Source organism: Pseudodesulfovibrio profundus (genome assembly GCF_900217235.1).
In the GTDB taxonomy this organism is placed as follows: Bacteria; Desulfobacterota; Desulfovibrionia; order Desulfovibrionales; family Desulfovibrionaceae; genus Pseudodesulfovibrio; species Pseudodesulfovibrio profundus.
Genome location: NZ_LT907975.1, coordinates 2,577,736 through 2,600,172 on the forward strand (window position 1 = coordinate 2,577,736; position 22,437 = coordinate 2,600,172).

The 22,437-nt window shown below is 54.6% G+C and carries 22 protein-coding genes; 10 read left to right on the forward strand and 12 right to left on the reverse strand.

Going from position 1 to position 22,437, the window contains the following annotated elements; genetic code table 11:
* The first annotated feature begins 45 nt into the window (after positions 1-45).
* Entirely contained in the window at positions 46-522 is a 477-nt protein-coding gene (locus DPRO_RS12125) for a DUF3124 domain-containing protein (protein WP_097012279.1), read from the forward strand.
* Between the two features lie 104 nt (positions 523-626).
* Positions 627-1,858, forward strand: a protein-coding gene (locus DPRO_RS12130; RefSeq protein ID WP_097010824.1) for an IS3 family transposase whose coding sequence is annotated in 2 segments (ribosomal slippage) — positions 627-981 and positions 981-1,858 — 1,233 coding nt in all. Because the reading frame shifts where the segments join, the coding sequence is not laid out codon by codon here.
* Between the two features lie 69 nt (positions 1,859-1,927).
* On the opposite strand, the gene DPRO_RS12135 is transcribed toward DPRO_RS12130, so the two are convergent.
* Positions 1,928-2,278, reverse strand: coding sequence for a DVU0772 family protein (locus DPRO_RS12135; protein ID WP_097012280.1), 351 nt, complete (start codon positions 2,276-2,278; stop codon positions 1,928-1,930).
* Between the two features lie 65 nt (positions 2,279-2,343).
* On the reverse strand, positions 2,344-2,766 hold the full coding sequence (locus tag DPRO_RS12140) for a hypothetical protein (protein WP_097012281.1): 423 nt from the start codon (positions 2,764-2,766) through the stop codon (positions 2,344-2,346).
* A gap of 77 nt (positions 2,767-2,843) precedes the next feature.
* Between DPRO_RS12140 and DPRO_RS12145 the strand changes: the two genes are divergently transcribed.
* Positions 2,844-3,329 (forward strand): CinA family protein, encoded by a 486-nt coding sequence (locus DPRO_RS12145; protein ID WP_097012282.1) that lies wholly within the window; start codon positions 2,844-2,846, stop codon positions 3,327-3,329.
* 29 nt (positions 3,330-3,358) lie between these two features.
* Here DPRO_RS12145 and thpR read toward each other — a convergent pair whose 3' ends face one another.
* From thpR to DPRO_RS12165, 4 genes are all read right to left on the reverse strand, one after another.
* Positions 3,359-3,907 (reverse strand): RNA 2',3'-cyclic phosphodiesterase, encoded by a 549-nt coding sequence (gene thpR, locus DPRO_RS12150; RefSeq protein ID WP_097012283.1) that lies wholly within the window; start codon positions 3,905-3,907, stop codon positions 3,359-3,361.
* Positions 3,908-4,016: 109 nt separating this feature from the next.
* Positions 4,017-4,625 carry an RdgB/HAM1 family non-canonical purine NTP pyrophosphatase gene (gene rdgB / locus DPRO_RS12155; RefSeq protein WP_097012284.1) on the reverse strand — a complete coding sequence of 203 codons (609 nt, stop codon included), beginning with the start codon at positions 4,623-4,625 and terminating at the stop codon, positions 4,017-4,019.
* Positions 4,626-4,659: 34 nt separating this feature from the next.
* The gene (locus DPRO_RS12160) at positions 4,660-6,141 is read right to left on the reverse strand and encodes a two-component system sensor histidine kinase NtrB (RefSeq protein WP_232005574.1); all 1,482 of its coding nucleotides are present in this window, start codon (positions 6,139-6,141) and stop codon (positions 4,660-4,662) included.
* An 80-nt stretch (positions 6,142-6,221) separates the two neighbouring features.
* Positions 6,222-6,975, reverse strand: a protein-coding gene (locus DPRO_RS12165) for an IS5 family transposase (protein ID WP_097010290.1) whose coding sequence is annotated in 2 segments (ribosomal slippage) — positions 6,222-6,639 and positions 6,638-6,975 — 756 coding nt in all. Because the reading frame shifts where the segments join, the coding sequence is not laid out codon by codon here.
* 91 nt (positions 6,976-7,066) lie between these two features.
* On the opposite strand from DPRO_RS12165, the gene rimO reads away from it, so the two are divergent.
* Complete coding sequence (rimO, locus tag DPRO_RS12170; protein ID WP_097012285.1) at positions 7,067-8,401, forward strand: 30S ribosomal protein S12 methylthiotransferase RimO; 1,335 nt, start codon at positions 7,067-7,069, stop codon at positions 8,399-8,401.
* Between the two features lie 195 nt (positions 8,402-8,596).
* Entirely contained in the window at positions 8,597-9,136 is a 540-nt protein-coding gene (locus DPRO_RS12175; RefSeq protein ID WP_097012286.1) for a 3'-5' exonuclease, read from the forward strand.
* Positions 9,137-9,253: 117 nt separating this feature from the next.
* Here the strand turns inward: DPRO_RS12175 and DPRO_RS12180 are convergent, their stop codons facing one another.
* Complete coding sequence (locus DPRO_RS12180; protein WP_097012287.1) at positions 9,254-12,076, reverse strand: FAD-binding and (Fe-S)-binding domain-containing protein; 2,823 nt, start codon at positions 12,074-12,076, stop codon at positions 9,254-9,256.
* Between the two features lie 159 nt (positions 12,077-12,235).
* Between DPRO_RS12180 and cobM the strand changes: the two genes are divergently transcribed.
* The 4 genes from cobM to DPRO_RS12200 all read left to right on the forward strand — a co-directional run bounded on the left by cobM (position 12,236) and on the right by DPRO_RS12200 (position 15,920).
* Positions 12,236-13,003 carry a precorrin-4 C(11)-methyltransferase gene (cobM, locus tag DPRO_RS12185; RefSeq protein WP_097012288.1) on the forward strand — a complete coding sequence of 256 codons (768 nt, stop codon included), beginning with the start codon at positions 12,236-12,238 and terminating at the stop codon, positions 13,001-13,003.
* Positions 13,004-13,254: 251 nt separating this feature from the next.
* Positions 13,255-14,118, forward strand: a complete 864-nt coding sequence (locus DPRO_RS12190) for a transporter substrate-binding domain-containing protein (protein ID WP_157917465.1) — start codon at positions 13,255-13,257, stop codon at positions 14,116-14,118.
* A gap of 71 nt (positions 14,119-14,189) precedes the next feature.
* Complete coding sequence (locus DPRO_RS12195) at positions 14,190-15,473, forward strand: 4Fe-4S dicluster domain-containing protein (protein WP_097012290.1); 1,284 nt, start codon at positions 14,190-14,192, stop codon at positions 15,471-15,473.
* A gap of 51 nt (positions 15,474-15,524) precedes the next feature.
* Positions 15,525-15,920: a secondary thiamine-phosphate synthase enzyme YjbQ gene (locus tag DPRO_RS12200; protein WP_097012291.1), complete on the forward strand. Its 396-nt coding sequence runs from the start codon at positions 15,525-15,527 to the stop codon at positions 15,918-15,920.
* 8 nt (positions 15,921-15,928) lie between these two features.
* On the opposite strand, the gene DPRO_RS12205 is transcribed toward DPRO_RS12200, so the two are convergent.
* Positions 15,929-16,852 carry a hypothetical protein gene (locus DPRO_RS12205; protein WP_097012292.1) on the reverse strand — a complete coding sequence of 308 codons (924 nt, stop codon included), beginning with the start codon at positions 16,850-16,852 and terminating at the stop codon, positions 15,929-15,931.
* A 109-nt stretch (positions 16,853-16,961) separates the two neighbouring features.
* Here DPRO_RS12205 and DPRO_RS12210 point away from each other — a divergent pair, with 109 nt between their 5' ends.
* Positions 16,962-18,029, forward strand: coding sequence for an IS5 family transposase (locus tag DPRO_RS12210; protein WP_097010253.1), 1,068 nt, complete (start codon positions 16,962-16,964; stop codon positions 18,027-18,029).
* A gap of 316 nt (positions 18,030-18,345) precedes the next feature.
* On the opposite strand, the gene DPRO_RS12215 is transcribed toward DPRO_RS12210, so the two are convergent.
* From DPRO_RS12215 to DPRO_RS12230, 4 genes are all read right to left on the reverse strand, one after another.
* Positions 18,346-19,146, reverse strand: a complete 801-nt coding sequence (locus tag DPRO_RS12215) for a formate dehydrogenase subunit gamma (protein ID WP_097012293.1) — start codon at positions 19,144-19,146, stop codon at positions 18,346-18,348.
* Positions 19,143-19,793 (reverse strand): hypothetical protein, encoded by a 651-nt coding sequence (locus DPRO_RS12220; protein ID WP_097012294.1) that lies wholly within the window; start codon positions 19,791-19,793, stop codon positions 19,143-19,145. The genes DPRO_RS12215 and DPRO_RS12220 overlap by 4 nt, the downstream gene beginning before the upstream one ends.
* A gap of 9 nt (positions 19,794-19,802) precedes the next feature.
* On the reverse strand, positions 19,803-21,092 hold the full coding sequence (locus tag DPRO_RS12225; RefSeq protein WP_097012295.1) for a multiheme c-type cytochrome: 1,290 nt from the start codon (positions 21,090-21,092) through the stop codon (positions 19,803-19,805).
* A 197-nt stretch (positions 21,093-21,289) separates the two neighbouring features.
* The gene (locus tag DPRO_RS12230; protein ID WP_097012296.1) at positions 21,290-22,228 is read right to left on the reverse strand and encodes a hypothetical protein; all 939 of its coding nucleotides are present in this window, start codon (positions 22,226-22,228) and stop codon (positions 21,290-21,292) included.
* Between the last annotated feature and the right edge of the window lie 209 nt (positions 22,229-22,437).

The window sequence follows — 22,437 nt, forward strand, 5'->3', positions numbered from 1 at the left end:
TCGGGGCATATTCCTATGCGAACCTTTTGTTGCAAGGAGTGGATTATGACTGGACGTTTGGCGAACCTGTTTTTCGGGATAATGGCCGTGCTGCTGTTCTCCGTGCCTGCGGATGCCGGGCGCAAGGTGGATGTATCCAGCGGGCAGAAAGTGTACGTCCCCGTGTATTCCCATATCTATCAGGGACCAAAGAATCGTCCATACTATCTGTCCGCCATGCTCTCCATTCGGAATGTGGACGCCGTGAACACCATTGTGGTTTCGTCGGTCAAATACCTTGATGACGACGGCAAGATCATCAAGAGTTTTTTTGATCAGCCCATTTCCATACCGCCCATGGCGACCAAAGAGGTTTTCATCCCCGAACGCGACACATCGGGCGGGTCCGGTGCCAACTTCATTGTTATATGGGAAGCGGACAAGCAGGTTTCAGTGCCCATTATTCAGGCTGTCATGATCGGTACCGCCTCCACACAGGGGATATCCTTTGTGTGCGATGGGGTGGCCATCGAAGAGAACTAATATATTTTGAACGAACTCAAGGAAAAGGGCCGCTCCAGATGGAGTGGCCCTTTTTGTTTGGAGTGTCCCGTCCTGAAATAGGTTGACACCCAGAGGACCTATTTATGGAAGACAAATCCAAACAGCGAGTTAGACGCACCCAACGCGATTACACGATGGCCTTTAAATTGTCGGTTGTGGCACAGGTGGAAAAGGGCGAGATGACGTACAAGCAGGCTCAGGCTCTTTATGGTATTCAAGGGCGAAGCACTGTGCTGAAGTGGCTCAGGAAGCACGGCACCCTTGATTGGAGCAAGTCCATGGTACATTCCCGAAAAGACCCAAAAGCCAGAGAAACACCGGTCCAGAAGATCAAACGGCTGGAGAAAGAGCTTGAGGAAGAAAAGATCAAGACCGCGCTTCTCAATAAAATGATTGAGATTTCCGACCGCGAGTTTGGGACTTCTATAAGAAAAAAGCTTACCCCCGAGCTGCACGAAGTCTTCAGAGAGAAAGACAAATAAGCTTGTCTGCTTGTTGCAGGCAGCTCGGGGTCAGTCGGCAGTCCGTGTATCAGGCTGAAAAGCGCCATGATGCACGGGAAGCCATGTATCAGGAGGCAAAGGCCATGGTCCTGAACGTGCGGACCAGGATGCCCCGCCTTGGGACTCGAAAGCTGTACCACCTGTTGAAGGACGCATTTTCCGCAAAGGGAATCAGGCTCGGACGTGATGGGTTGTTTTCCCTGCTGCGGCGAGAGCATATGCTCATCAAGCGACGGAAAAACTATACAAAGACAACCAACTCGAAGCATTGGCTAAAAAAGCATCCCAACTTGTTGAAAGATGTTCAACCGAGATGTCCTGAGCAGGTGTTCGTAAGCGACATTACCTACGTGAATACACGTGAGCAAACATGCTATCTGTCGCTGGTGACAGATGCATTCAGCCGGAAGATAATGGGATACAACGTGAGCCGGGATCTCAGTGCGGAAAGCACAACCAAAGCGCTGGACGCGGCAGTTGAAAACAAGCGAAGGAGGGTGAATACAATTCACCATTCAGATCGAGGACTCCAATACGCTTCTTCGGTCTACCAGAGAAAACTCCAGGAATCCGGCATGGTTCCTTCCATGACAGATGGCTATGACTGCTATCAAAATGCCTTGGCGGAACGGATGAATGGAATTCTGAAGCAAGAGTTCATGGTCACCAAATGCAACGACTTTGCAGAGCTCAATACCCTGGTGAGGGAATCCGTTGAGATATACAATTCACAACGGCCACATCTCAGCCTAGGAATGAGAACGCCAAACGATGTACACGAATCAGGCTGTGGGGCTAGCCCCACAGCCTGATTGAAACCTTCAAAAACCGTCAACCTATTTCAGGACGGCTCAGAGCTGTTTTGTAATGTACGGTTCCGACTAGGCTTCCAGTTCCTTCATGAGCCATTCCTTGATGGACGGCGTCAGTTCAAGGATGCCCTTGATGCCCTTGATCTCTTCCTTCAGTTCCTTGGCGAGATCGTCGGGGATCTTCTTGGCACACAGGATGGTGGAGCCGTAGTTGTCCATCTTCATGAGAACAACCTTCGGCTCTTCCCAGGTATCGATGGCGAAATAAATGGAGTATTCGCCACTCTTGGTGACAGGCGAGCGCATGGCGTCGCGATAATTGTTGTTGCCCCACTCAAGGTACAGTGTCACTGCATCTTCGTGAATCATGTCCCAGTTGACTTCATTCAGCCATTGCTTGCAGCTATTTTCATCGCTCATATGTATCCTCCGGGTTTTGCTATTTTGAAAGATAGCACCACCTGGGAAAATGGTCCATATTTTCCCTATGGTTTGATGCCACCTGCCATGTTGTCACGCACGACATGAACCAGAAATCCGAATCCCGCGAACAGGGCCAGCACAACGGCGTCCCGCGTCCAGAGTGCCCATATGACCACTGCGGCCAGCAAAAGAACAACGGTGAACCGCCATATCTTGTAGAAGTTCCAGGGAGCGGCGATCCAGTTCTTTTCCCATTCCACGGCGCGGTCCACGAACCGCGTCCAGCGATTATCCTTGAGCACGGGGAGATTCAGATGGAAAAAACCGGCACCGAACAGGATAACACTACAGGCGAGCAGTATATAGCTGTGGGTGAGCAGAGTCAGGCAAAAGCCGATGATTGCGGCAAAGTGCAGGGTCCAGTTCCATGTGGTCTGATGTCGCCTGATAGCGAGTTTTCGTATGTCTGAGGGCGTGGTGACCATGGCCTCATGGTATCCGTGAGGCCATACATATTGCAACAAGTTAAGGTATTTTGTAGAACTGCCTTCGGAGGATTACCATGGATACTTACTTGATTTCGAGAGCGGTTGCCGAGCTGGGCGAATGTCTGAAGGTGCATGACAATGTGCTGGCTACGGCCGAGTCCTGTACCGGTGGACTGCTGGCAAGCACCTTGACCGATGTCGCGGGCAGCTCCGACTGGTTCGCCGGGTCGGTGGTGGCCTATGCCAATGCGGTGAAATCCGACCTGCTGGGCGTTTCGTCCGAGGTGTTGGAAAAGCATGGCGCGGTCTCCGAACCGGTGGTCCTTGCCATGGCCGAGGGCGTGCTGAAAACCGTGGGCGCGGATTTTTCCGTTGCCATTTCCGGGATAGCCGGTCCGTCAGGCGGTACGCCGGACAAGCCCGTGGGAACGGTCTGGATGGCCTGGGCATGGCCGGGTGGGTCGCGTGCCAAATCCTACCGCTTCAATGGTGATCGTACGGCTGTGAAAGAACAGTCGGTCATGGCGGCCATCAACGGCCTGCTTGGTGTGGTGAAGTAGAACTCAATTCTTGTATCGGAAGGGCAGGGTCAACACAGGGTGAACTTCGCCTGTGGTGTATATACCGGTCCTTCCGGCAGTGTATCGCTGTTCCATAGAGTAAAATTCTCTGCGGTGAACGGCGGCCACGGTATTTCCCTGCTTCTCAGTTCTGCCCGCAAATCGTCGCCCTCATACCGTTTGACCCTGCCAAGGGTGATGTGACTGCGAAAGGGGTGCTCTTCGGCCTCGAATCCTGCGGGAACAAGGGCCTGATTGATCAGGTCAGCCAGATCGGCACATTCCGCAGCCCCTTCCTTCAACCCAAGCCAGAGAACGCGTGGTTTGCCTTTGTCGGGAAAAGCGTGAACGCCGCCTGCCCGCATGGTGAATGCCGGGAACCGAATCCCCGACAGGGCTTCGATGATGGCCGGCAGTGACGCGGCATCGACGTTCCCGAGGAACTTGAGGGTGAGGTGGAGGTTTTCCGGTTTGGTCCAGCTTACTTTTGAGGGCGTGGTTGCCCGCACTGCATCAATCATGGACCGGGCGTTGTCCCGGTAGAGATCCGGTACGCTCAAGCCGATGAACAGACGCATGGGGCCTCCAGTGGAGCGGGGTGCTCGGTAAGTCGGTTGTCCGGCGTGAAAAAAACAATTCGGCGGGATGCGTTACCACGTTCGGTCGCCTCTCCCGCCGTGTATCATTTTATGACTGGGCTCGTTCCCAGAAATCAGGCCACAGCGCGAGCAGTTTCTGCATGGCTTTGCCGCGGTGGGACCGTTTGTTTTTGACTTCGGGGTCCAGCTCGGCAACATGACAACCGAGTTCGGGATCGATGACGATGACATCGTAGCCGAAGCCGCCATCACCTTTGTATCCATGACCCACGCGAATCTCGTAGGCACCGTCCGTATCGATCTCCTGACCGTTGGGAGCCGAGGCTGCCATGACGCAGCGATAGCGACCGGTACGCTTCTCTTCGGGTACGTCCTTCATTTCCGCGAGCATCTTTTCGTTGTTGTCGTGATCGTCGCAGTGTTCTCCGGCGTAGCGGGCGGAGTAGACTCCCGGGCGGCCGTCCAGGGCATCGATTTCAATGCCGGAGTCGTCGGCTACAGCGACCAGACCGGTGATCTCGGCCACGGTCCGAGCCTTGATGAACGCGTTTTCCTTGAAGGTCTCTCCGGTCTCGGGGATGTCGCCGATTTCGGGAAACTCGGCCAGGCTTTTGACCGTCACGCCAAATGGTTCGAGCATGACGGACAGTTCCTTGATTTTGCCTTTGTTGTTGGTCGCAAGGACGATGGTATCCATAATTCCCTCTGTGTTGTTGTTCGGAGGGAGTCTTTTACTCGGACTCGTCTTCTTGTGCAACCGCCAGCAGCGGGGGCAGATGCAGAATGACCTTGGTGCCCATATGCTCCTTGCTGATCAGATCCACTGCGCCGCCAATCTCGTCGACGATCTTGTGAATCTGGGCCAGCCCCAGTCCCGCGCCCTTGCCCTTGGTGGAAAAGAACGGGCTGAACACCTGGTCGCGGATATCGGCCGGAATGCCGTGGCCGGTGTCTTCCACTGTCAGGTGGACATAATCCGTGTTCATGGTCGAGGAGACCAACAGCTTGCCCCCGTCCTTCATGGCTTCAAGGCTGTTCTTCACCAGATTGATGAGACATTGCTTGATCAGGTCCGGGTTGGCCTTGACCTTGGCAAGGTCCGGGTCGAGATCAATGGTGGCGGTGACGTTCTGGTTGGTACACGGCAGGCTCATGACGTCCATGGTCGCGGTGATCAACTGGTTGATGTCGACCTCGCTGACCTGGGCCGAAGTGGGCCGGGTGAAATTCATGAGATTGCGCAGAACATCATCAAGTCGCTTGGATTCCTTGAGGATGATGGTCAGCTTTTCGCGGGCCTTTTCGTCAATGGATTCAGAGCGGACCAGTGAATTGGCAAAGCCGCTGATGGTGAAGAGCGGGTTGCGGATCTCATGGGCCATGTAGGTGGAAAGTTCGCCAACAGACGCAAGTTTTTCCGCCTGTTGCAGGCGTTGCTCCATGGAGGTGCGCTGGGTGATGTCCCGGCGCATTGCGACCACATGGTTGATCTGGCCGTCTTCATCCATGATCGGCTGGGTGTAAATTCGGTAGTACAGCATCCGGCCTGTTCCATCCACTACGGATGTCAGGCTTTCGGCTGGCTCGCCGGTGCGCACGGTTTCCCGAACCGGGTCCTTGCGACTACTGCATTCGGGGTCTTCGGTGGTGGTGAAAATCTCGCAATACGCCTTGCCGACCAGTTGACGCTTTTTCTTGCCGGTCTTTCGGAAGACGGTCTGGTTGGCGTCCATCACGTTGCCGTCCTTGTCGAGGAACAGTATTTCCTCGTCCATCTGGTCAATGATGGTCTTGAGCATGTTCTGGGTGTGCAACAGATCGACCTTGCAGGCCACCCAGAGCTTGTTGGAACTGAGCAGATTGATGAAAAAGTTGGCTGCCCCGCGCTCGACAAGGGTAATGGAAGGTGGCAGGTACTGGCGCAGTTCATAAACAAGCGCCTTACGCCCCGTGGCTTCGATGACCATGTTGATCTCGGGGTGCGCGTCGAGCATTTTCTTGAATCCTGCATACGTGGGGATGGAGCGATCCATGTCGTAGGCTGTGGGCAGCACGGTCTCGCCGGGCAACGCCGCAGCCACGACGCCGATCTCCTTGAGAACCTCGTCATTGCTCTGGTCCTTGAACATCTCCCAGAATGTCAGTAGGGCAGGGATGTCGCCGATGACACCGATGACATACCGCTTCCCGTCGTGATAATCGTCGCGAAGCAAATTGACCTCCAATCGGAACGTAGTGCACTCTTGCATTTCCCACATAGGACTGCACAACCAATACTAGGGTGTGTCGACAATCACTTCAGCCACAGCCACATTGCTCCTACGTACACGAAAGCAAGATAGGACGTCGCCAGCTTGTCGTATCGTGTTGCAATCCTTCGAAACTGTTTTAAATTTCCAAACATACACTCTATAGCACTTCGCTCCTTATAGAGATGTTTGTCATATGTTCGCCTTGTCTTTCTGTGAGAGCGAGGAGGGACAACCGGATTGGCATTCATGGCTTCAATTGCCATTACAATTTCATCTGAATCATAGCCCTTATCAGCAAGGACATGCTCGGCAGCCTGTCCTTCAATAAGCGGAATCGCCATACTGCAATCCGCTGTATTTCCAGGTGTTAATATGAATTTAGTTGGACATCCGAGAGCATCTGTGGCAGCATGGACTTTCGTTGAAAACCCTCCTCTAGATTTCCCCACCGACTGCTGGAGGTGCCCCCTTTCCGCCAGCCGAATGCTGATGAGCTCGCACTATTGTGCTGTCAATCATGAGCCATTCAGTATCAGCGTCTACCGCAAGCGTGTTGAAGATCATTTGCCATACACCTTTCTTGGCCCAGCGGATAAATCTCTTATGGACCGAAGACCACTTGCCATAGCTTTCTGGCAAATCTCGCCAAGGCGCCCCTGTCTTGCCAATCCACATGACTGCATCAATGAATAGCCTGTTATCTTTTGCAGTTACACCGCAGTCACTTTGTTTTCCTGGAAGATATTCTTTGATTTTATCCCACTGATCGTCGCGTAGAGCGTGTCTTTTTTGCACTGCCAACCTCCTGCCAAGAAGTATAGCAAATCTCAGAATGATTGTCGACACGCCCTAGTCTATTTACATTGCCTTTTCAAAGGATAAAGATATGAGTCAATCTCCAATTATTTCAATCAAAGTGCACACGGTGAGCCTCGGTTGTCCCAAAAACAGGGTGGACACCGAACGGTTGCTGGGCACCTTGGGGCAAGCCATGGTTCCGGTGGAATCCGTTGCCGAAGCCGATCTCGCCCTGATCAACACCTGCGGGTTCATCCAGCCGGCTGTCGAAGAGTCCGTGAATACCATCCTCGAAGCGATCCGCGATGCCGAGGAACAGGCCGGGAGTGACGCCGATGGAAAACGCCCGCTGGTGGCTGTGGCCGGATGTCTGGTCAGCCGGTACGGGCAGGACCTCAAGGAAGAACTGCCCGAAGTGGACCTGTGGCTGAACACCGAGGAGATCGAGCTGTGGCCTTCGCTGGTTTCCGATGCGTTGCAGGCTCCTGTGGAGCAGGGGACGCCGCGTAGACTTTCCACCGGCCCCGGACACGCCTATCTCAAGATTTCCGAAGGGTGTTCGCACAATTGTCGATTCTGCACCATTCCCTCCATACGCGGTCCTCACAAGAGCTGGCCCGTGGATTTTCTGGTGCGTGAAGCCGAAGAACTGGCCCGGGCAGTCCCGGAGATCATTGTCGTCGGGCAGGACTCCACCGCCTATGGCTCTGATCTCGACACCGGGGACAACCTCGTCCCCCTCGTGAAAGGGCTGTCCCAAATCTCCGGGCTGGAGTGGTTGCGGATCATGTATCTGTATCCGGCCGGACTGACCGAGAAACTGCTCTCCTTTTTGCAGGAAGTCGGCAAACCGTTTCTGCCTTACTTTGATATCCCCTTGCAGCATGCGCACCCGGATGTGCTCTCATCCATGGGCCGCCCTTTTGCACGCAACCCGGAAAAGGTCGTGGACCGCGTTCGTCGCTTCTTCCCGGATGCTGCGTTGCGTACCACGTTCATTGTGGGCTATCCCGGCGAAACGGATGAGCACTTCGAGCACCTGATGCGTTTTGTGGAGAAGACCCGATTCCACCATCTGGGTGTCTTCCCGTACTGGCCCGAAGACGGCACGCCTGCCGCGGCCATGGATAATCAGGTGGACGATGCGGTCAAGCAGTACCGCCGTGATGCGCTCATGGAGTTGCAGGGCAACATCAGCGAAGAAATCCTGAGCGAGTACGTTGGTGAGACATTGCCTGTACTTATCGAGAAGCCATCGGACGAGTGGCCGGGGCTGTATATCGGACGAACATGGTTCCAGGCGCCGGAAGTGGATGGTGTCACCTATGTCAGCGCCCCGCCCGAGACCGAGTTGACGCCAGGGACCATCGTGGATGTGGAGATAGAAAAAGCGGACACCTACGACCTGTCGGGGCTCGTTTAGTCGACGCCGGATATTCCTGCGCCTTCACTTTTGAGCAGCCTTGCAGTATAGGATTTTCTGTCGGTGAGCGACTGTCGTCGGTTGACGTTCATTCAGCCGGTTCGGGCCTTCTGAGATTTTTCTGGCATTTGTCTGGAGTTATCTGGCTGGCACAGGCGCACCACTCGGCGAAATTACTCGAAGGATACCTGCATCATGGCTCACACCATTGATAATACCCGTTTTGTCGCCATTGATTTTGAAACCGCTGATCCCAAGCGCGACTCTGCCTGCGCCGTTGGTATCGTGGTGGTGGACAAAGGCGAAATTGTTGAGCGTGAATACCGGTTGATCCGGCCACCGCGCAAGAAATTCAATCCCTATTGTGTTCGTGTTCATGGCATCTACTGGGAAGATGTTTGTGATGAACCTTCGTTCGGCGAGATATGGCCGGAGATCGAACATCTGTTCGAGGGGGCGGATTTTCTGGTGGCGCATAACGCCGCTTTTGACAAATCTGTGCTCAATACCTGTTGCCGGGAAGCCGGTTGCGTAACCCCGGCCCAGCCGTTTCTCTGTACGGTCCAGCTGTCGCGAAAGACCTGGGAGCTCGCCTGTAACAAGCTCAACGCGGTCTGTGACTATCTCGGCATTGCCCTGAACCATCACCATGCCGGGTCAGACGCCGAAGCGTGCGCGCTTATTGCCGTGAACGGCTTGCGCGAGAATCCCGCCTTTCTTCGCAAGATTCTGTAGGCCGACAGCACAAATAGTAAATCATCGCCCCCGCGCAGACAGTACCATCTGCGCGGGGGCGTTCTTGTTTATCCGGTGGTTTCCTCTATCGAAAACCGTGGTGATGGCAAACTGTCGCTATGATTTCGGCCAGCTTGCTTCGTCGAGCAGGAACATGAAGTTCTTGTACGGGATGCCGCCGTGCAGCGACAGGCCGATTTCGCAGGTGCGCGATGTGGAGTATCCTACGGTGCAGCCGTCCAACTGCCCGGGCAGGTCCTTCAGGGCGGACTCGTTCAGTTCAGGGTAGTTGAATCCGCGATCTCCGGCAAAACCGCAACAGTACACATCGTTGGGAACCACGACTTCACGGGCGCACTGGCGGGCCAGATCTTCCATTTCGGCGGCAAGTCCCATTTTGCGAGTGGAGCAGGTCACGTGCAGAGCCACGCGCTTGTTGATGGGGGTGAACTCCAGCTCGCTGACCAGATGGGTCAGGGCGAACTGAACCGGCTCAAGCAGTGTCAGGCCGGTGATATGTTCCTGCATTCTGAACAGGCAGGGACTGGTGTCGCACAGTATGGGGTACTCGCCGTTTTTGCTGGCAGTGCGCAGGGCGCATTCCAGTTCCGAGAGCTTCTTGTCGGCCTGTTCGATCAATCCCTTGGATTCCCACGGCTGTCCACAGCACAGAGAGTTCATGTTCTCCGGGTGGATGACTTCGTATCCGGCTTTTGCCAGTACACTCAGGGTCCGGTCGCGCAGGGCCGACTTGTCGGTATCCCGCTTCTCCGGCCCCATGTGCTGGGAAACACAACTGGGGAAATAGACAACCTTCCGGTCGCTTTGCGGTGTGCCGGTGCGAGTCGGCTTGGTCGCAGCCCTCGGCATGGAGGTATTCCATTGGGGGATGCGTTTGCCGGTATGCTTGTGCAGTGCCGCGGTTGACTTGGACATGATGTTGTCGCCCAGCAGGTCGTGGGTGCCGCCTGCCACGCGCAGGGCCGCGCCAATGGCGGCGGTGGTGACGCCGAAGCTGCTGGCGGTGAAGGAGGCGATACGCTTCTCCCAGGTGCTCCGCGCCCATGAACGATACACCTTGATGAATTTGCCGGTGTTGATGGCTACCGGACACCGTGTCGCACACAGGCCGTCAGCGGCGCAGGTGGCTTCGCCGTCATAGTCGAAGGATTTGCGGAACGCCTCCATGGACTCTTTCGAATCCACCCCTTCCAGTTTGCCGCGGGAAATCTCGCGATAGGCCACGATGCGCTGGCGCGGGGTCAGGGTCAGTTCCCTGGACGGACATATCGGTTCGCAGAAGCCGCACTCGATGCACTTGTCGATGATATCGTCGGCCACCGGCAACGGCTTGAGGTCCTTGAGGTGGGCCTGCGGGTCTTCATTCAGGATGACGCCGGGATTGAGCAGTCCTTTGGGATCGAAAAGACGCTTGATTTCTTCCATCAGCTCGTAGGCTTCGCGGCCCCACTCCAGTTCGACGAAGTGGGCCATGTTGCGGCCGGTGCCGTGCTCGGCCTTGAGCGATCCCTTGTACTCTTCGGCAACCATGTGCGTCACGTCGTCCATGAAGGCGGCGTAGCGGTCCACCTCGGACTGGATGTTGAAATCCTGCGTGAACACGAAGTGCAGGTTGCCCTCCAGGGCATGGCCGAAAATGATGGCATTGTCGTAGCCGTGTTTGGTGAACAACTCCTGCAAATCAAGAGTGGCCTGCGCCAGATCCTTGATGGGGAAGGCGACATCCTCGATGATGACCGTTGTTCCGGCCTGACGGACAGCGCCTACGGCAGGGAAGAGCCCGCGGCGAACATTCCACAACGAGTTGAACTCAATGGGATCGGCTGTGAACTCGTGCGGGGTGACGCTCGGCAGGTCTTTTACGGCATCGAGGACCGTGTCGATTTTCTTTTGCAGCGTGATTTCATCCTTGCCGCGTACCTCGACGAGCAGGGCGCTGGCATCCGGGCCGAGGTCTGCCAGTCCGGGCGGCATGCCGGGCTTGTCCTGTACGGATGCAAGAGCGGCGCGGTCCATGAGCTCGGCGGCGGAAACACGAATGGAACGGCAGATTGTGGCCGCCTCACAGGCCGAGCGGATGTCGGGGAAACGCATCAGGGCCGAAGCCTTGTGCGGATGCTCGACCACGGTCCGGTAGGTGACGTTGGAAATAAAGGCGAGGGTACCTTCGGAACCGACCAGCAGATGCTGGAGAATCTCGAACGGGTCTTCAAAGTCCACGATGGCATTAAGGCTGTAACCGGTGGTGTTCTTGATCTTGGATTTGCGCCGGATGCGATCGGCCAGCGATTTGTTGTCGAGAACCGCTGCTCTGAGTTTCATCAGGCCGTCCAGCAGTTCGCCGTGGCTGCGCCTGAATGACTCGCGGCTTTCCTCGTCGGCGGTGTCCAGAACCGTGCCGTCTGCCGTGACGATGCGCATGGAGTCGAGGGTTTTGTATGAGTTCTCAGCCACACCGCAGCACATGCCTGAAGCATTGTTGGCAACGATGCCGCCGATTTTACAGGTATCGATACTGGCAGGGTCCGGCCCGATCTTTTTGCCGTGGGGCGCGAGTATGCGGTTGGCATGACTGCCGATAATGCCGGGTTCCAGCTGGATTTTCTTGGCTTTGTCCAGAATCTCGAAGCCGCTCCAACCTTCGCCCAGACGGATCAGGATGGAATCACTGATGGCCTGACCGGAAAGAGAGGTCCCGGCCGCCCGGAAGGTCACGGGCACCTCGAAGGTGTTGACGATCTCCAGTATACGAATTACTTCGGATTCGCACTCGGTATCCACAACGATTTTGGGGATGAGGCGATAGAAACTGGCATCCGTGCCATACGCCAGGGTGCGAAGGGAGTCGGTATACACCCTCTTCTCGGGCAGAAATTTAATCAGTTCCGCATGTATTCTATCGTAAGGTTCTGGCAGCATCAGCGCTCCTTTGTTTCATTGAATGTTCCGCATAAGCGGATGCTTACTGTAGCACAGGATCAAACTGATAAACAATACTGGTTTGAATTATTCTAACTCCACCTGCATCTTGTTGCAGAATGGCGCCGTTTTCCGCGAACAAACAATCAAAGGCATACCATGTCGCAGACGCACGTATATTTCATTGGAGCCGGTCCCGGTGATCCCGAACTGGTGACGGTCAAAGGGCAACGGCTCATCAGCGAGGCCGATCTGGTTCTGTATGCCGGTTCACTGGTCCCCAAGGCGGTTGTGGACTGTGCCGGACCGGATGCCACGGTGGCGGACTCCGCTCCCATGAGCCTTGAGGAGACCCATGCCATGATGGTTGAAGCGGTACGCAATGGCGGCGTGGTGGCGCGGGTGCACACGGGCGATCCCGCCCTGTTCGGTGCCATTCGCGAACAGATGGCGCTGCTGGATGCCGAAGGCATTCAATATGAGGTTGTTCCCGGAGTGACAGCCGGATTTGCCGCTGCCGCATCTGCCTGTCGATCCTACACCGTGCCGGAAATCACGCAGACCTTGATCTTCACCCGTATCGCGGGCAGGACCCCGGTGCCGGAATCCGAAAATCTCCGCTCCCTTGCAGCCCATGGTTCGGCCATGTGCATTTATCTGTCTGCTGGCGATCCCGAAGGAGTGCAGCAGGAACTGGAGGCTGGCGGCCTGCATGAGGAAACACTGGTGGTCATGGCCTATCGCGTCGGGTGGCCGGAAGAGCAAATTGTCGAGACCCGGCTGTCCCGTTTGGCCGCAGATTCCCGGTCCAACAGCTTTACCAGACAGACCGTTTTTCTGATTCTGCCCGGGCAAGGCCGGATTGATTCCGCTGAAACAAAATCATTGCTTTACGACACGGGCTTTAGTCACATGTTCAGGAAATAATGTCTCTTTGGGTGGTGGCTTGTGACGTTCCCAAAAACTCTTGGAATGTCATGACAAAAGGAGACAAAGAGAAAATGAAAACAACAAGACTTAGAAGACCTGCCAATCATTATAATATCCCTTAAAACATAAATTGCTTGATATAGTGAGGGGGAGATTTTGATGCCCTGCCGGTGTTTTCTGCTCGTAGAGTGGAAGTTGCTGTCATGAGGTGTTTTGTGCGTGGTAGCGGTTGTATGGGGAGTAATGGGATGGATTCGATGAGATATGCAATAATAGCATTCATATTATTTGTACTGGGGATCGTTACTGTTGCAGTGGCTGGTTCCAAAGAGCAGTATCTGGAAAACGGCATTACCGTCGCGTACACCAAGGATGCCCGTCCATTGAGCTTCATGGGAACAAGCGGAAGGCCTGAAGGGTTGACCATTGATTTCTGGAGACTCTGGTCCAACAAGACAGGAATTCCTGTTCGGTTCAAACTGGGTGTGTGGGAAGAGACTATCCCGCTGGTGACAGATGGTGGTGCTGATGTTCATGGGGGCCTTGTCAAAACCGAAGAGCGACAACAACTGTTCGATTATACACACCCTCTGTTCGACATAGAGACCGTGCTTGTTGTCAAACCCGGCCAGAAAGGTAACGTGGATAGTGATTTCAAGGCAGGTACTGTGGGTGCCGTCAAGGAAGCTCATTCCGCTCAGCTCGTGTTGGATCGGTTTCCTGATGTGCAGTTAAGCGAATATCTCACGCCGCAGGCTTTGCTCGAAGCCTTTGTCAGGGGCGAAGTCGATGGAGCTGTCGTCTATCTCCCTACATTCCATTTAAAAAACAACCAGCGTGCTGAGCCCGTTGAGTATCGGGTAGCGGCGATTCTGGAAACATTGCAGATTCATGGGGCTGTTCGCAAAGGGAATACAGAGCTCCTTGGCGTCATCAATGACGGTTTGGCTCAGATCACCAAAGAGGAAAGAGACTATCTAAAAAATAGATGGTTTGTGCCTGGTGCTGAAGAGCAGAGCCATAGCTTTCTGTGGTTGTGGCTCTCCGGCGCCGTCTTTCTCGTAGGTGCGGTCTTTCTGGCGCTCAAGATAGCTCTGCGAACCAGAAAGTAGCACTGTTGGAAGATCGGGTTAACGGGCTACTCCTCATTGTAAATACCTCCCGGATTCTGTAATCAACGGCCATGGGCCACATCATCGCTAAAGACATCTATCGTCAACTGGGGCGCACGCTCGACAATACACCGGTGCGGATGCCCTGGACTCCGGCCATGCGGGCCATGCTTGAGTCCTTATATACGCCGGAAGAGGCAGATCTGGTCACGCGGATGCCCTACCGACCGTCGACCATCGAGCGCATCGCCACTTTAAGCGGAATGGATGAGGCTCGTCTTCATCGGCTGCTCCCGGATATGTGCGGCAAAGGGCTGGTGTGCGATATTCATGACGGTGCAAAGTACCAGTACATGATTTCGCCCATCGTCATCGGATTTTTTGAATTCTCCATGATGCGCACCAAGGGCGACATTGCTCCTGCCAAATGGGCTGAACTCTTTCAGGCCTACATGTTTGGTGACAATGCGTTTCTCGAAGCCAACTTTGGCAACGGCCAGCAGGTTTCGGTGATGCGGGCGCTCCCCTACGAAGAAACACTCCATGAACACGATCATGTGGAGATTCTTGATTACGAAAAGGCGGCTGCGCTCATCGATGCCCATGATCGTTTTGCCGTCGGGGTCTGCGCTTGCAGGCACGAAAAGGAGCACCTTGGCACCCGAGGCTGTGATGTGCCGCTGGAAACATGTACCTCCATGGGGGCGGCTGCTGATTTTCTCGTCCGCAATGAATTTGCCCGCGAGGCTTCCAAGGCGGAAATGCTTGATATTTTTGCCCGCTCCAAGGAACTGGGCTTTACCCTGTCCACGGACAACGTGAAGCAGGATGCCGGATTCGTCTGCCATTGCTGCGGCTGCTGCTGCAATCTCATGCACGGCATCAAGCAGGGGTATCCGGGCATACTTGTTTCTTCATCGTTTATTGCCGAATGTGACACCGATACCTGTAACGGTTGCGGCAAGTGTGTTCGGGCCTGCCCCATTGATGCTGTCCGGCTGGAGGAACGCCCTGTCAGGTCGGAAGGGCAAAGTGCCAGGTACGCTGTGGTCGATTCGGAACTGTGCCTGGGGTGCGGCGTGTGTGCGCTCAAATGCAAGCCGCAGTCAATGGAGCTGCACAAACGACAACAGAAGGTTTTTCACCCGGAAGATTCCTTTGAGCGTGTGCTGATTCAATCGCTGGAACGTGATACCTTGCAGCATCTGATTTTTGACAACCCGAACAGCAAGGCCGAGAATTTCATGCGTTCTGTGTTGGGTGGATTTCTCAAACTCAGCCCGGTCAAAAAGGCGCTGATGAGAGACGCATTGCGTTCCCGCTTCCTGGATGCGATCCGCAATGCCGCAGGCTAGGCCCATCGATCATATGTTGAGTGTTATTCAACAGTTCCAAAGGAGATCATCATGGAAATAATGCAGGTTCAGACACACCACCGCGAGGAATTGCTCGATATCACCGGAAAAGTTCGCAGCATCATCAACGACAACGGCTGGTCCGATGGCGCGTTGCTTCTCTATTGTCCGCACACCACCGGCGCTATCACCATCAATGAAGGCGCTGATCCGGATGTGATGCGCGACATCACGGTGAACATGAACAAGCTCGTCCCGCACCAGGGCGACTATCGTCACGCCGAGGGCAACTCCGATGCGCACATCAAGTCCAGCATGTTCGGCTGCGATCAACTCGTCATCGTCGAAGGCGGCAACCTCCAGCTCGGCACCTGGCAGAAAATCTACTTCTGCGAATTCGACGGCCCCCGCACCCGCAAGGTGTGGTTGAAGTGGTTGTCCTCGTAGGGACAGGATCAGAACGAATAGGACAGTTTCAGGCCGAGGGAGCCAGCCACGGAATCCCTGCCGCGTATGTGGGCCGGGCTGGCCGGGCCATACGGACTTCCGAGAGCTTCCGCTTCGCCGCTCCCAACCATTTGAGGAACGTAGGAAAGGTATTGTAAACCGCCAGTGAGTCCTATCCCCAATTCCTTCAACAGGTTGGTAGAAAGTGTTCCTTCCAAAGTGGCTCGGTAAGCAATCCCATGGCCCTTACTCGAGACAGTGTCTCCATCCAAGCTAGGGTTGGAAAATAGAGAAGTGTGGGTTGCAGAAGCATAGCCGATGCCGTGGGTTGTTTCCACTGATAGGCTGAGTGGGCCAAAATCCTTATCAGTCCTGCCACCAATCAGAAGACCGTTATAGGTCGTGTCGACGTTATCTACCATCGACATGCGGTCTCCTGTGCTGGATTGATAGTCGAGTGAGTACTTCTGATCGAGCTTCATGCCCCAGTATCCACCAAACAATTCGATGTTTTGTTCCCAAGCCTGACAATCGAATCCAATCAGCAATTCGCCACCCAGTTGAAGAAACTGCAGCTCCGTCTTGGTGTATGCAGTCCCACTCGTTCCTGATGCCGATTCTCCAGAGGCAAAACCTGATGCCGGGAAATATCCGATTTTATTATATCGGCCCTGCGCTTTGAAATCATCGGTTTGTACTGGTTCGGTGTAGGAAAATCGACCTCTGGCTTCCACAAACAGACCATTATCAAGCTGTTTTCCCATAATTATTTCAGTCATGGGTGCGACGATCGGTTCGTCAAACGTGGATAAACGGTCTCCATCCGAGAGACCGATACGCTTCCAGAGCGGGAGGTAGTCTGGCAAGTCTATGACATAGAACGATGCTTTTGCTTTAAGGTATGTTTCATTGTCCGGCGTTTCTTTTGCCATGGCAAAGGGGGTGCCAAGGCAAACGAGTAGGGTAATTATGGTAAATGTCTGAAAAGAGACCTCTGCACGGCAAATCCCACACTTTTACTCTTTAACTATTTGATTTATTATGCTATTATTTCTCCATCCAAAGGAGGAAGGCATGGCTATTCGGCAGAAAGGACCTCGGTTGGGTGATTACTTCCTGGGGCACCGCAGAACCAAGACCACATTTCTGGATGAGATCAACGAACTCATCGACTGGCAGCCCATCAACGCCTTTCTGTGCAAGAAGATCAGGCGCAAGGCCAACGCCGTGGGCAATCCCGCCTATCCGCCTCTGGCGATGTTCAAGATTCTGCTCTTGCAGCGTTGGTACAACCTGAGTGATCCGGGCGTGGAGCAGGCGCTGCTCGACCGGCTCTCCTTTGTCAGATTTACCGGTTTTTCCATCGAGGACGACGTGCCGGACGAGACCACCATATGCCGTTTCCGTAACGGTTTGATCCGCCTGAAGGTGCTGGACTCCTTGCTCGACATGCTTAACCGCCAGCTTGAAGGACAAGGGCTTCTTGTCCGTGAGGGAGCCGTGGTGGACGCCTCGGTAGTCGAGTCGCAGCGGCGGCCGCGCAAGGTTATCGACGTGATGCCTGAGGACCGTTCCGAGGACGCCGAAGAACAGGATGGGCCGGTGGACTGCCGGGTCAGCTATTCGGATGACGAGGAGGCGGCCTGGCTCCGCAAGAGAAATCGGGCCTATTACGGCTACAAGCTCCATGCCGCGACGGACAGTCGAGACGGGTTTCTGCTCTGTGGTCACATCACTCCCGCGAACCATTCGGACACGGGCGAATTCGAGCGGCTCGTGAATGGCGTCGGCCTTGATCCCGGCGCACGGGTTTATGCGGACAAGGGCTATTGCAGCGGGAAGAACCGGGACATTCTGTTTGATCGCGATTTGGAGGACGGAACCATGGACAAGACGCCTCGTGGCGGCAGGCTGACAGACTTCGAAAAGACCCGCAACCGTGACATCAGCAGCATTCGGCAAATAGTCGAGCGGGCCTTCGGCACACTCAAACGTGGCTACGCATTCTTTCGGTCCCGATACGTGGGTCGTGAGAAGGTGGAGGGAGAGTTCCACATCCTCGCCATGGCGTTCAATTTGAAAAAAGCTGTTCGACTGGCGCGAGCCTGAAGGGAGAGGTGCGTCCAAAATCCGGCATTTCGGCCAGAAATGGCAGGAAAAGGCCGGGAATGAGCCCAAGCTGGGGTGCGGTCAGAACATCAAATTGGGTGCGGAGCGCAAGGCACGGACGCGAAAAGGGGATGCGCAGAGGTCTCGAAAAACCGACAATTGTAGAAAGTGCTTTGTTGTATGCATAAGGGCATATGAATTCTCCTGTTTAGAATATAAAGTCAACAAAAACAGGATTCTATTTAATTTACCCAGAAGCAGAAACAAAAAAGGCCCGGAACACCCTCTGTTCCGGGCCTCGTGCTGTAGAGTTGGGTTACCAGTTGACGAAGTTGATGTTCAAGATGCCTCCCACAACGAGGTAGATGCCCATAGCCACTGCGCTCAGGCCGATGATTGAGGAGAGGACTATCGAGATGACCGGAGCATCCGTCACGATGCGCTGGTCAAGCTCTCCAGTGACACGAAGTCTGTCGATCCAGGCGGGACGCTCTTCCTCGACCGATTCGAGATCGGTGTCGCCGGAAAACATGGCACGGTCCATGGGGAAGTTGTGTCGGCGAAGATGGGCAATGGCGAAGTGGATGAGAAAGACATGGAGCATGGCCAGTGCCGCCTCTATGCGGTGAACCCACAAGGCGACGTTGAGGCTCCAGCCTTTGAAGTACTGCGAGGTGTCCAGAGGTGAGTACAGCATGACACCGGTCACACCCAGCACGACCATGCCCCAGAATACCGCCCAGTAATCGAACTTCTCCCAGTATCCCCAGCGATCGAACCGGGGAGCCTGACCGCCGATCATCCAGCGCATGTGCGAGAGGAATTGACGGAAATCCTTTCTTCCCGGCATCAGGGAGTCCTCTTTGGCCAGCTTGCGGGTGGAGAGGATGAATATTGCGTAGATCAGGTGGCAGACAAACAGGATGAGCATGAAGATGCCGACCGCCTTGTGGATGACAAGGCTGTTGTCATAGCCGCCCAAAGTGTTTGCAAGCATTTGCCCCCACGATGTCTCGATGTACATCCTGGCCATTCCCGTGACGGACTGGATCAGAAAGGACAACATCAGAAGAGCGTGAAACGCTTTTTGTGTCGGGGTGAATCGTTTCAGTCTCATTCGTCACCTCCCTTGCGCTTGCGGACGAACAACTCGCGCACCATCCACAAACCGGTGTGTGGCAGGAACAGCGCAAAGGTGCCTATGGCGATGATCACCATGATCCAGGCCGCCCAGTAGAGAACCGGGAAGCTGTCCATGGTTCCGGCCTGCAGAGGTGACGGTTCATGCACGACATACATGGCGAATGAACCGCTTGCCCCCTGATGGCATTTCGCGCAGACCATGGCATGCCTGCGGATGGGGTTGAAGGGAGAGAAGTAGTGGTTGATCCCGGCAATCGGGTCCTGCCCATGGCACTGCCGACAGGTGATGCCCTTGCGGGTGACATGCCGGTTGTTGAGCGCGGCGGCCTTGTGGCAATTCTCGCACCGTTGATATCGGTAATTCGGCACCAGAGCGTGTGCATCTGCCGCGTACGTTGCAGCAGGGGCGCGTCCTCCGGCAGCCACGGATCGCGTGTCAGCATTCCACTGATTGAATGGGCTGCCGCGACCGGGTCTGACCTCATATTCTTCATAGTAGCCCGTGCTCGACTCCCGCATCTTGTAGCGGTCGGAACCGGCAAGCTCCTCCTGTGCTGCACACGGCAGCGCGAGGAGGGTGCTTGTCAGGAGCAGTAGGGCAATTGTCGGTATGTAGCGCATGACCGCCCCCTATTTGTAGGCGTTCACAGGCTCCACTTCCTTGCCTCTGGGCACAGGCATAGAGGCCAGTATCTCAAACCGCTTCTGCAGTTCTTCCAGGTTGTCGTTCTTGTGCTGGTGGCATGTCTGACAGGAGTTCGGTACTTCGGGATTCTTGAGCGTTTCGGATGGGAGCAGGGTCTTGAATACGTGGCTGTGAATATCGGCAGATTCAGCACTTTGGGCGATTCTCGGCATATGGCAGCCAACGCAGTTGGCAAAGGAGTGGATGGAGTGGGCCATGTTCTGACTGGTCTGCACATGACAGTTCATGCAGGACTTTGACCCGGTTTCCTTGGTCATGAAACGGGATGCGGGCATTCCAAGCTGGTGGACCGAGTGGCAGGACGTACATGTCACGCCTTCGCGCCGGTGCTCAGACTGGAGCCAGTCGATGTATTGTTGATGATGCTTCTTGGCAAATTCGTTGGGGTAGACATGGCTCTTGTCGCCCGCAGCATAGGAGGTGGAGATGTAGTAGGGTTCAAGGGCCTTGCCAGGAGTGTAGCCAACCGGCCAGCCAGCGCCTTTCTGCATGGTGGACTTGCCGCGGTTGTGACAACTGCCGCAAATCTGAACCGCGGTGCCGCGGGGTAGCTTGGCCGGATTGACAATGGTGTCACGCTTTTCGAATACGGCAGTCTTGGGCAGAGCAACATGCCAGGAGCCTGCTCCGTGACACGCTTCACAGCCAACACCGGGTTCCGAGAATGTGCCCTTGGAAGGATCGTTGCTGTCGAGTTTGGTGCCGGTGGTATGACAGCCACCACACTTGAGCAGCCATGGACGCTTGTCCCAGTCGTGTTCGTGATAATTCACCCAGCGCCCTGTTTCGGTATTGAACTGGATGGGCGTGATGTACAGTACACCGTCTTTTTCGACGATGTAGCGTTGCTTCCATTCATTGCCGATGGTGAATTTGATGTCTTCTTTTTTAGGGAAATAGATTTGATCGACTGGTTTCTTGAGTTTGCCGGCGGCTTCAAGTTTGGCAAAATCGGCTTTGATGTCGTTTTCATCGATGTCGACGATGAAGGCGTCCATATTCATGGTGACATCCTGAGCCATGCGGCTGTGGTTGGTGATCTTCCATGAATCGTAATGTTCAAGGTGACACATTTTACAGGTTTCCGATCCAACAAATTCCTTGGGTTGCGCAGTGATCGCGTCCACGTCAACTTTAGGCTCCTGAGGCGTGCAGCCCCAGAACAGGACAACCATGAACGTCGCACACAAGAATGCTCGATACCTTCGCCTCATAATTACCCCCTACGGTAGATTGTACTGATCCGGGTAAATACTAACACGGTGGAACAGCAACAGGCATTATAAAGAGGGGCGGCGACAGTTGCGCTTTCCTCAGCAGAGAAGGGGAAAACCATTCGTCTCGAGTACGTATTGAACCGAGGCAATGACCGGTAGCCCGAAGGCAGAAGTGGGGATTTCGTCCCGTGTCCTCAAAGTCGCTGCTCGATCTTGTCCAATTGTGACTCTAGAACAAGAACCCGGTTGAAGACATCCGATGGAAACATGCCGTGTTGCCAGCGAATGGGGTGCGGCGTGTCTGCACCATTGGTGTTCTCATGGATATGGGCCAGACCGGCGACGATCGTTGAGGCCAGGTCAAGAACGTCACTTGGTTGAATGTCCTTGCTGTTGGTCCAGCGTTCGAGGGTCATCATGTCGAGCCCCATTTTTTTGCCGATGGTCTCAATACGCCCATAGGTTTCATGAAGTTTAGCGAATACGTCTTCCGGTCGCTTGCCCGGAGTGACGGGTATTGCCTGGGGAGGGGTAGGAGGATTGGGCAGTGTGTTCAGAATGACGTCGGTGTAGCTGATGGCAGTGGTGACGGTCTGGTAGACGTCCGAGGGAGAAATATTTCGGTAGATGAGCAGGTTCAACTGTCGGCTTGTCTGGACAACGAGCTTGAAAACGTCAGTGGGGGTTTTGGTTGGATCAAGGGGCGGAAGTGGTGCAAGCAAGTCCTCCAGGTTGAGCTCTTCGGCAATTTGTCGAATTTGCGAGCTGGAAATTCGGACCAGTTCGTACACATCCCGGGGCTTTATTTGTCCAATTGGTGTTGCAGGCATTGTGTGTTGCCCAAAAGTTAATTCAAAGGAGAGTTTAGACGATTTTCGGACCAGCAGTTTTGCCTGGAAGTATACCTCGTGTGGAGAGACATCGGTCACAACAGGTGGGGCCTGTTCGTTGACCGGACGACCCATGTACCAGCGTAACTTGTCCACTTCCTGTGCGAGTTGAGCTGTCAGTTGGTAGACATCGGCCGGTCGTTTGTCCTGAGCATGTCCGGTTCTTTCTGCTGCCTGTATGAAAAAAAACGTTACCAATAAGATCAGCGTCAGTTGCGGTACTGTGGTCTGTCGTGAAAACATGGCCGACTTCCTTCATTCTTATGATGATAGGTGATCCGGTTAAACTCACATGAAAATAACCATGTTTTCGTATAGCAGATATTTTTAATATGTCCATGAGTAGCGTGTTGCCTGTAACTGATTTCATGGACATGGATCATAAAGGCTGGGGGGTAGTGTCCCACGACGTGGTGTAATTGGGGGTAAAGCCTCAAGGTCTTGAAAGAGGC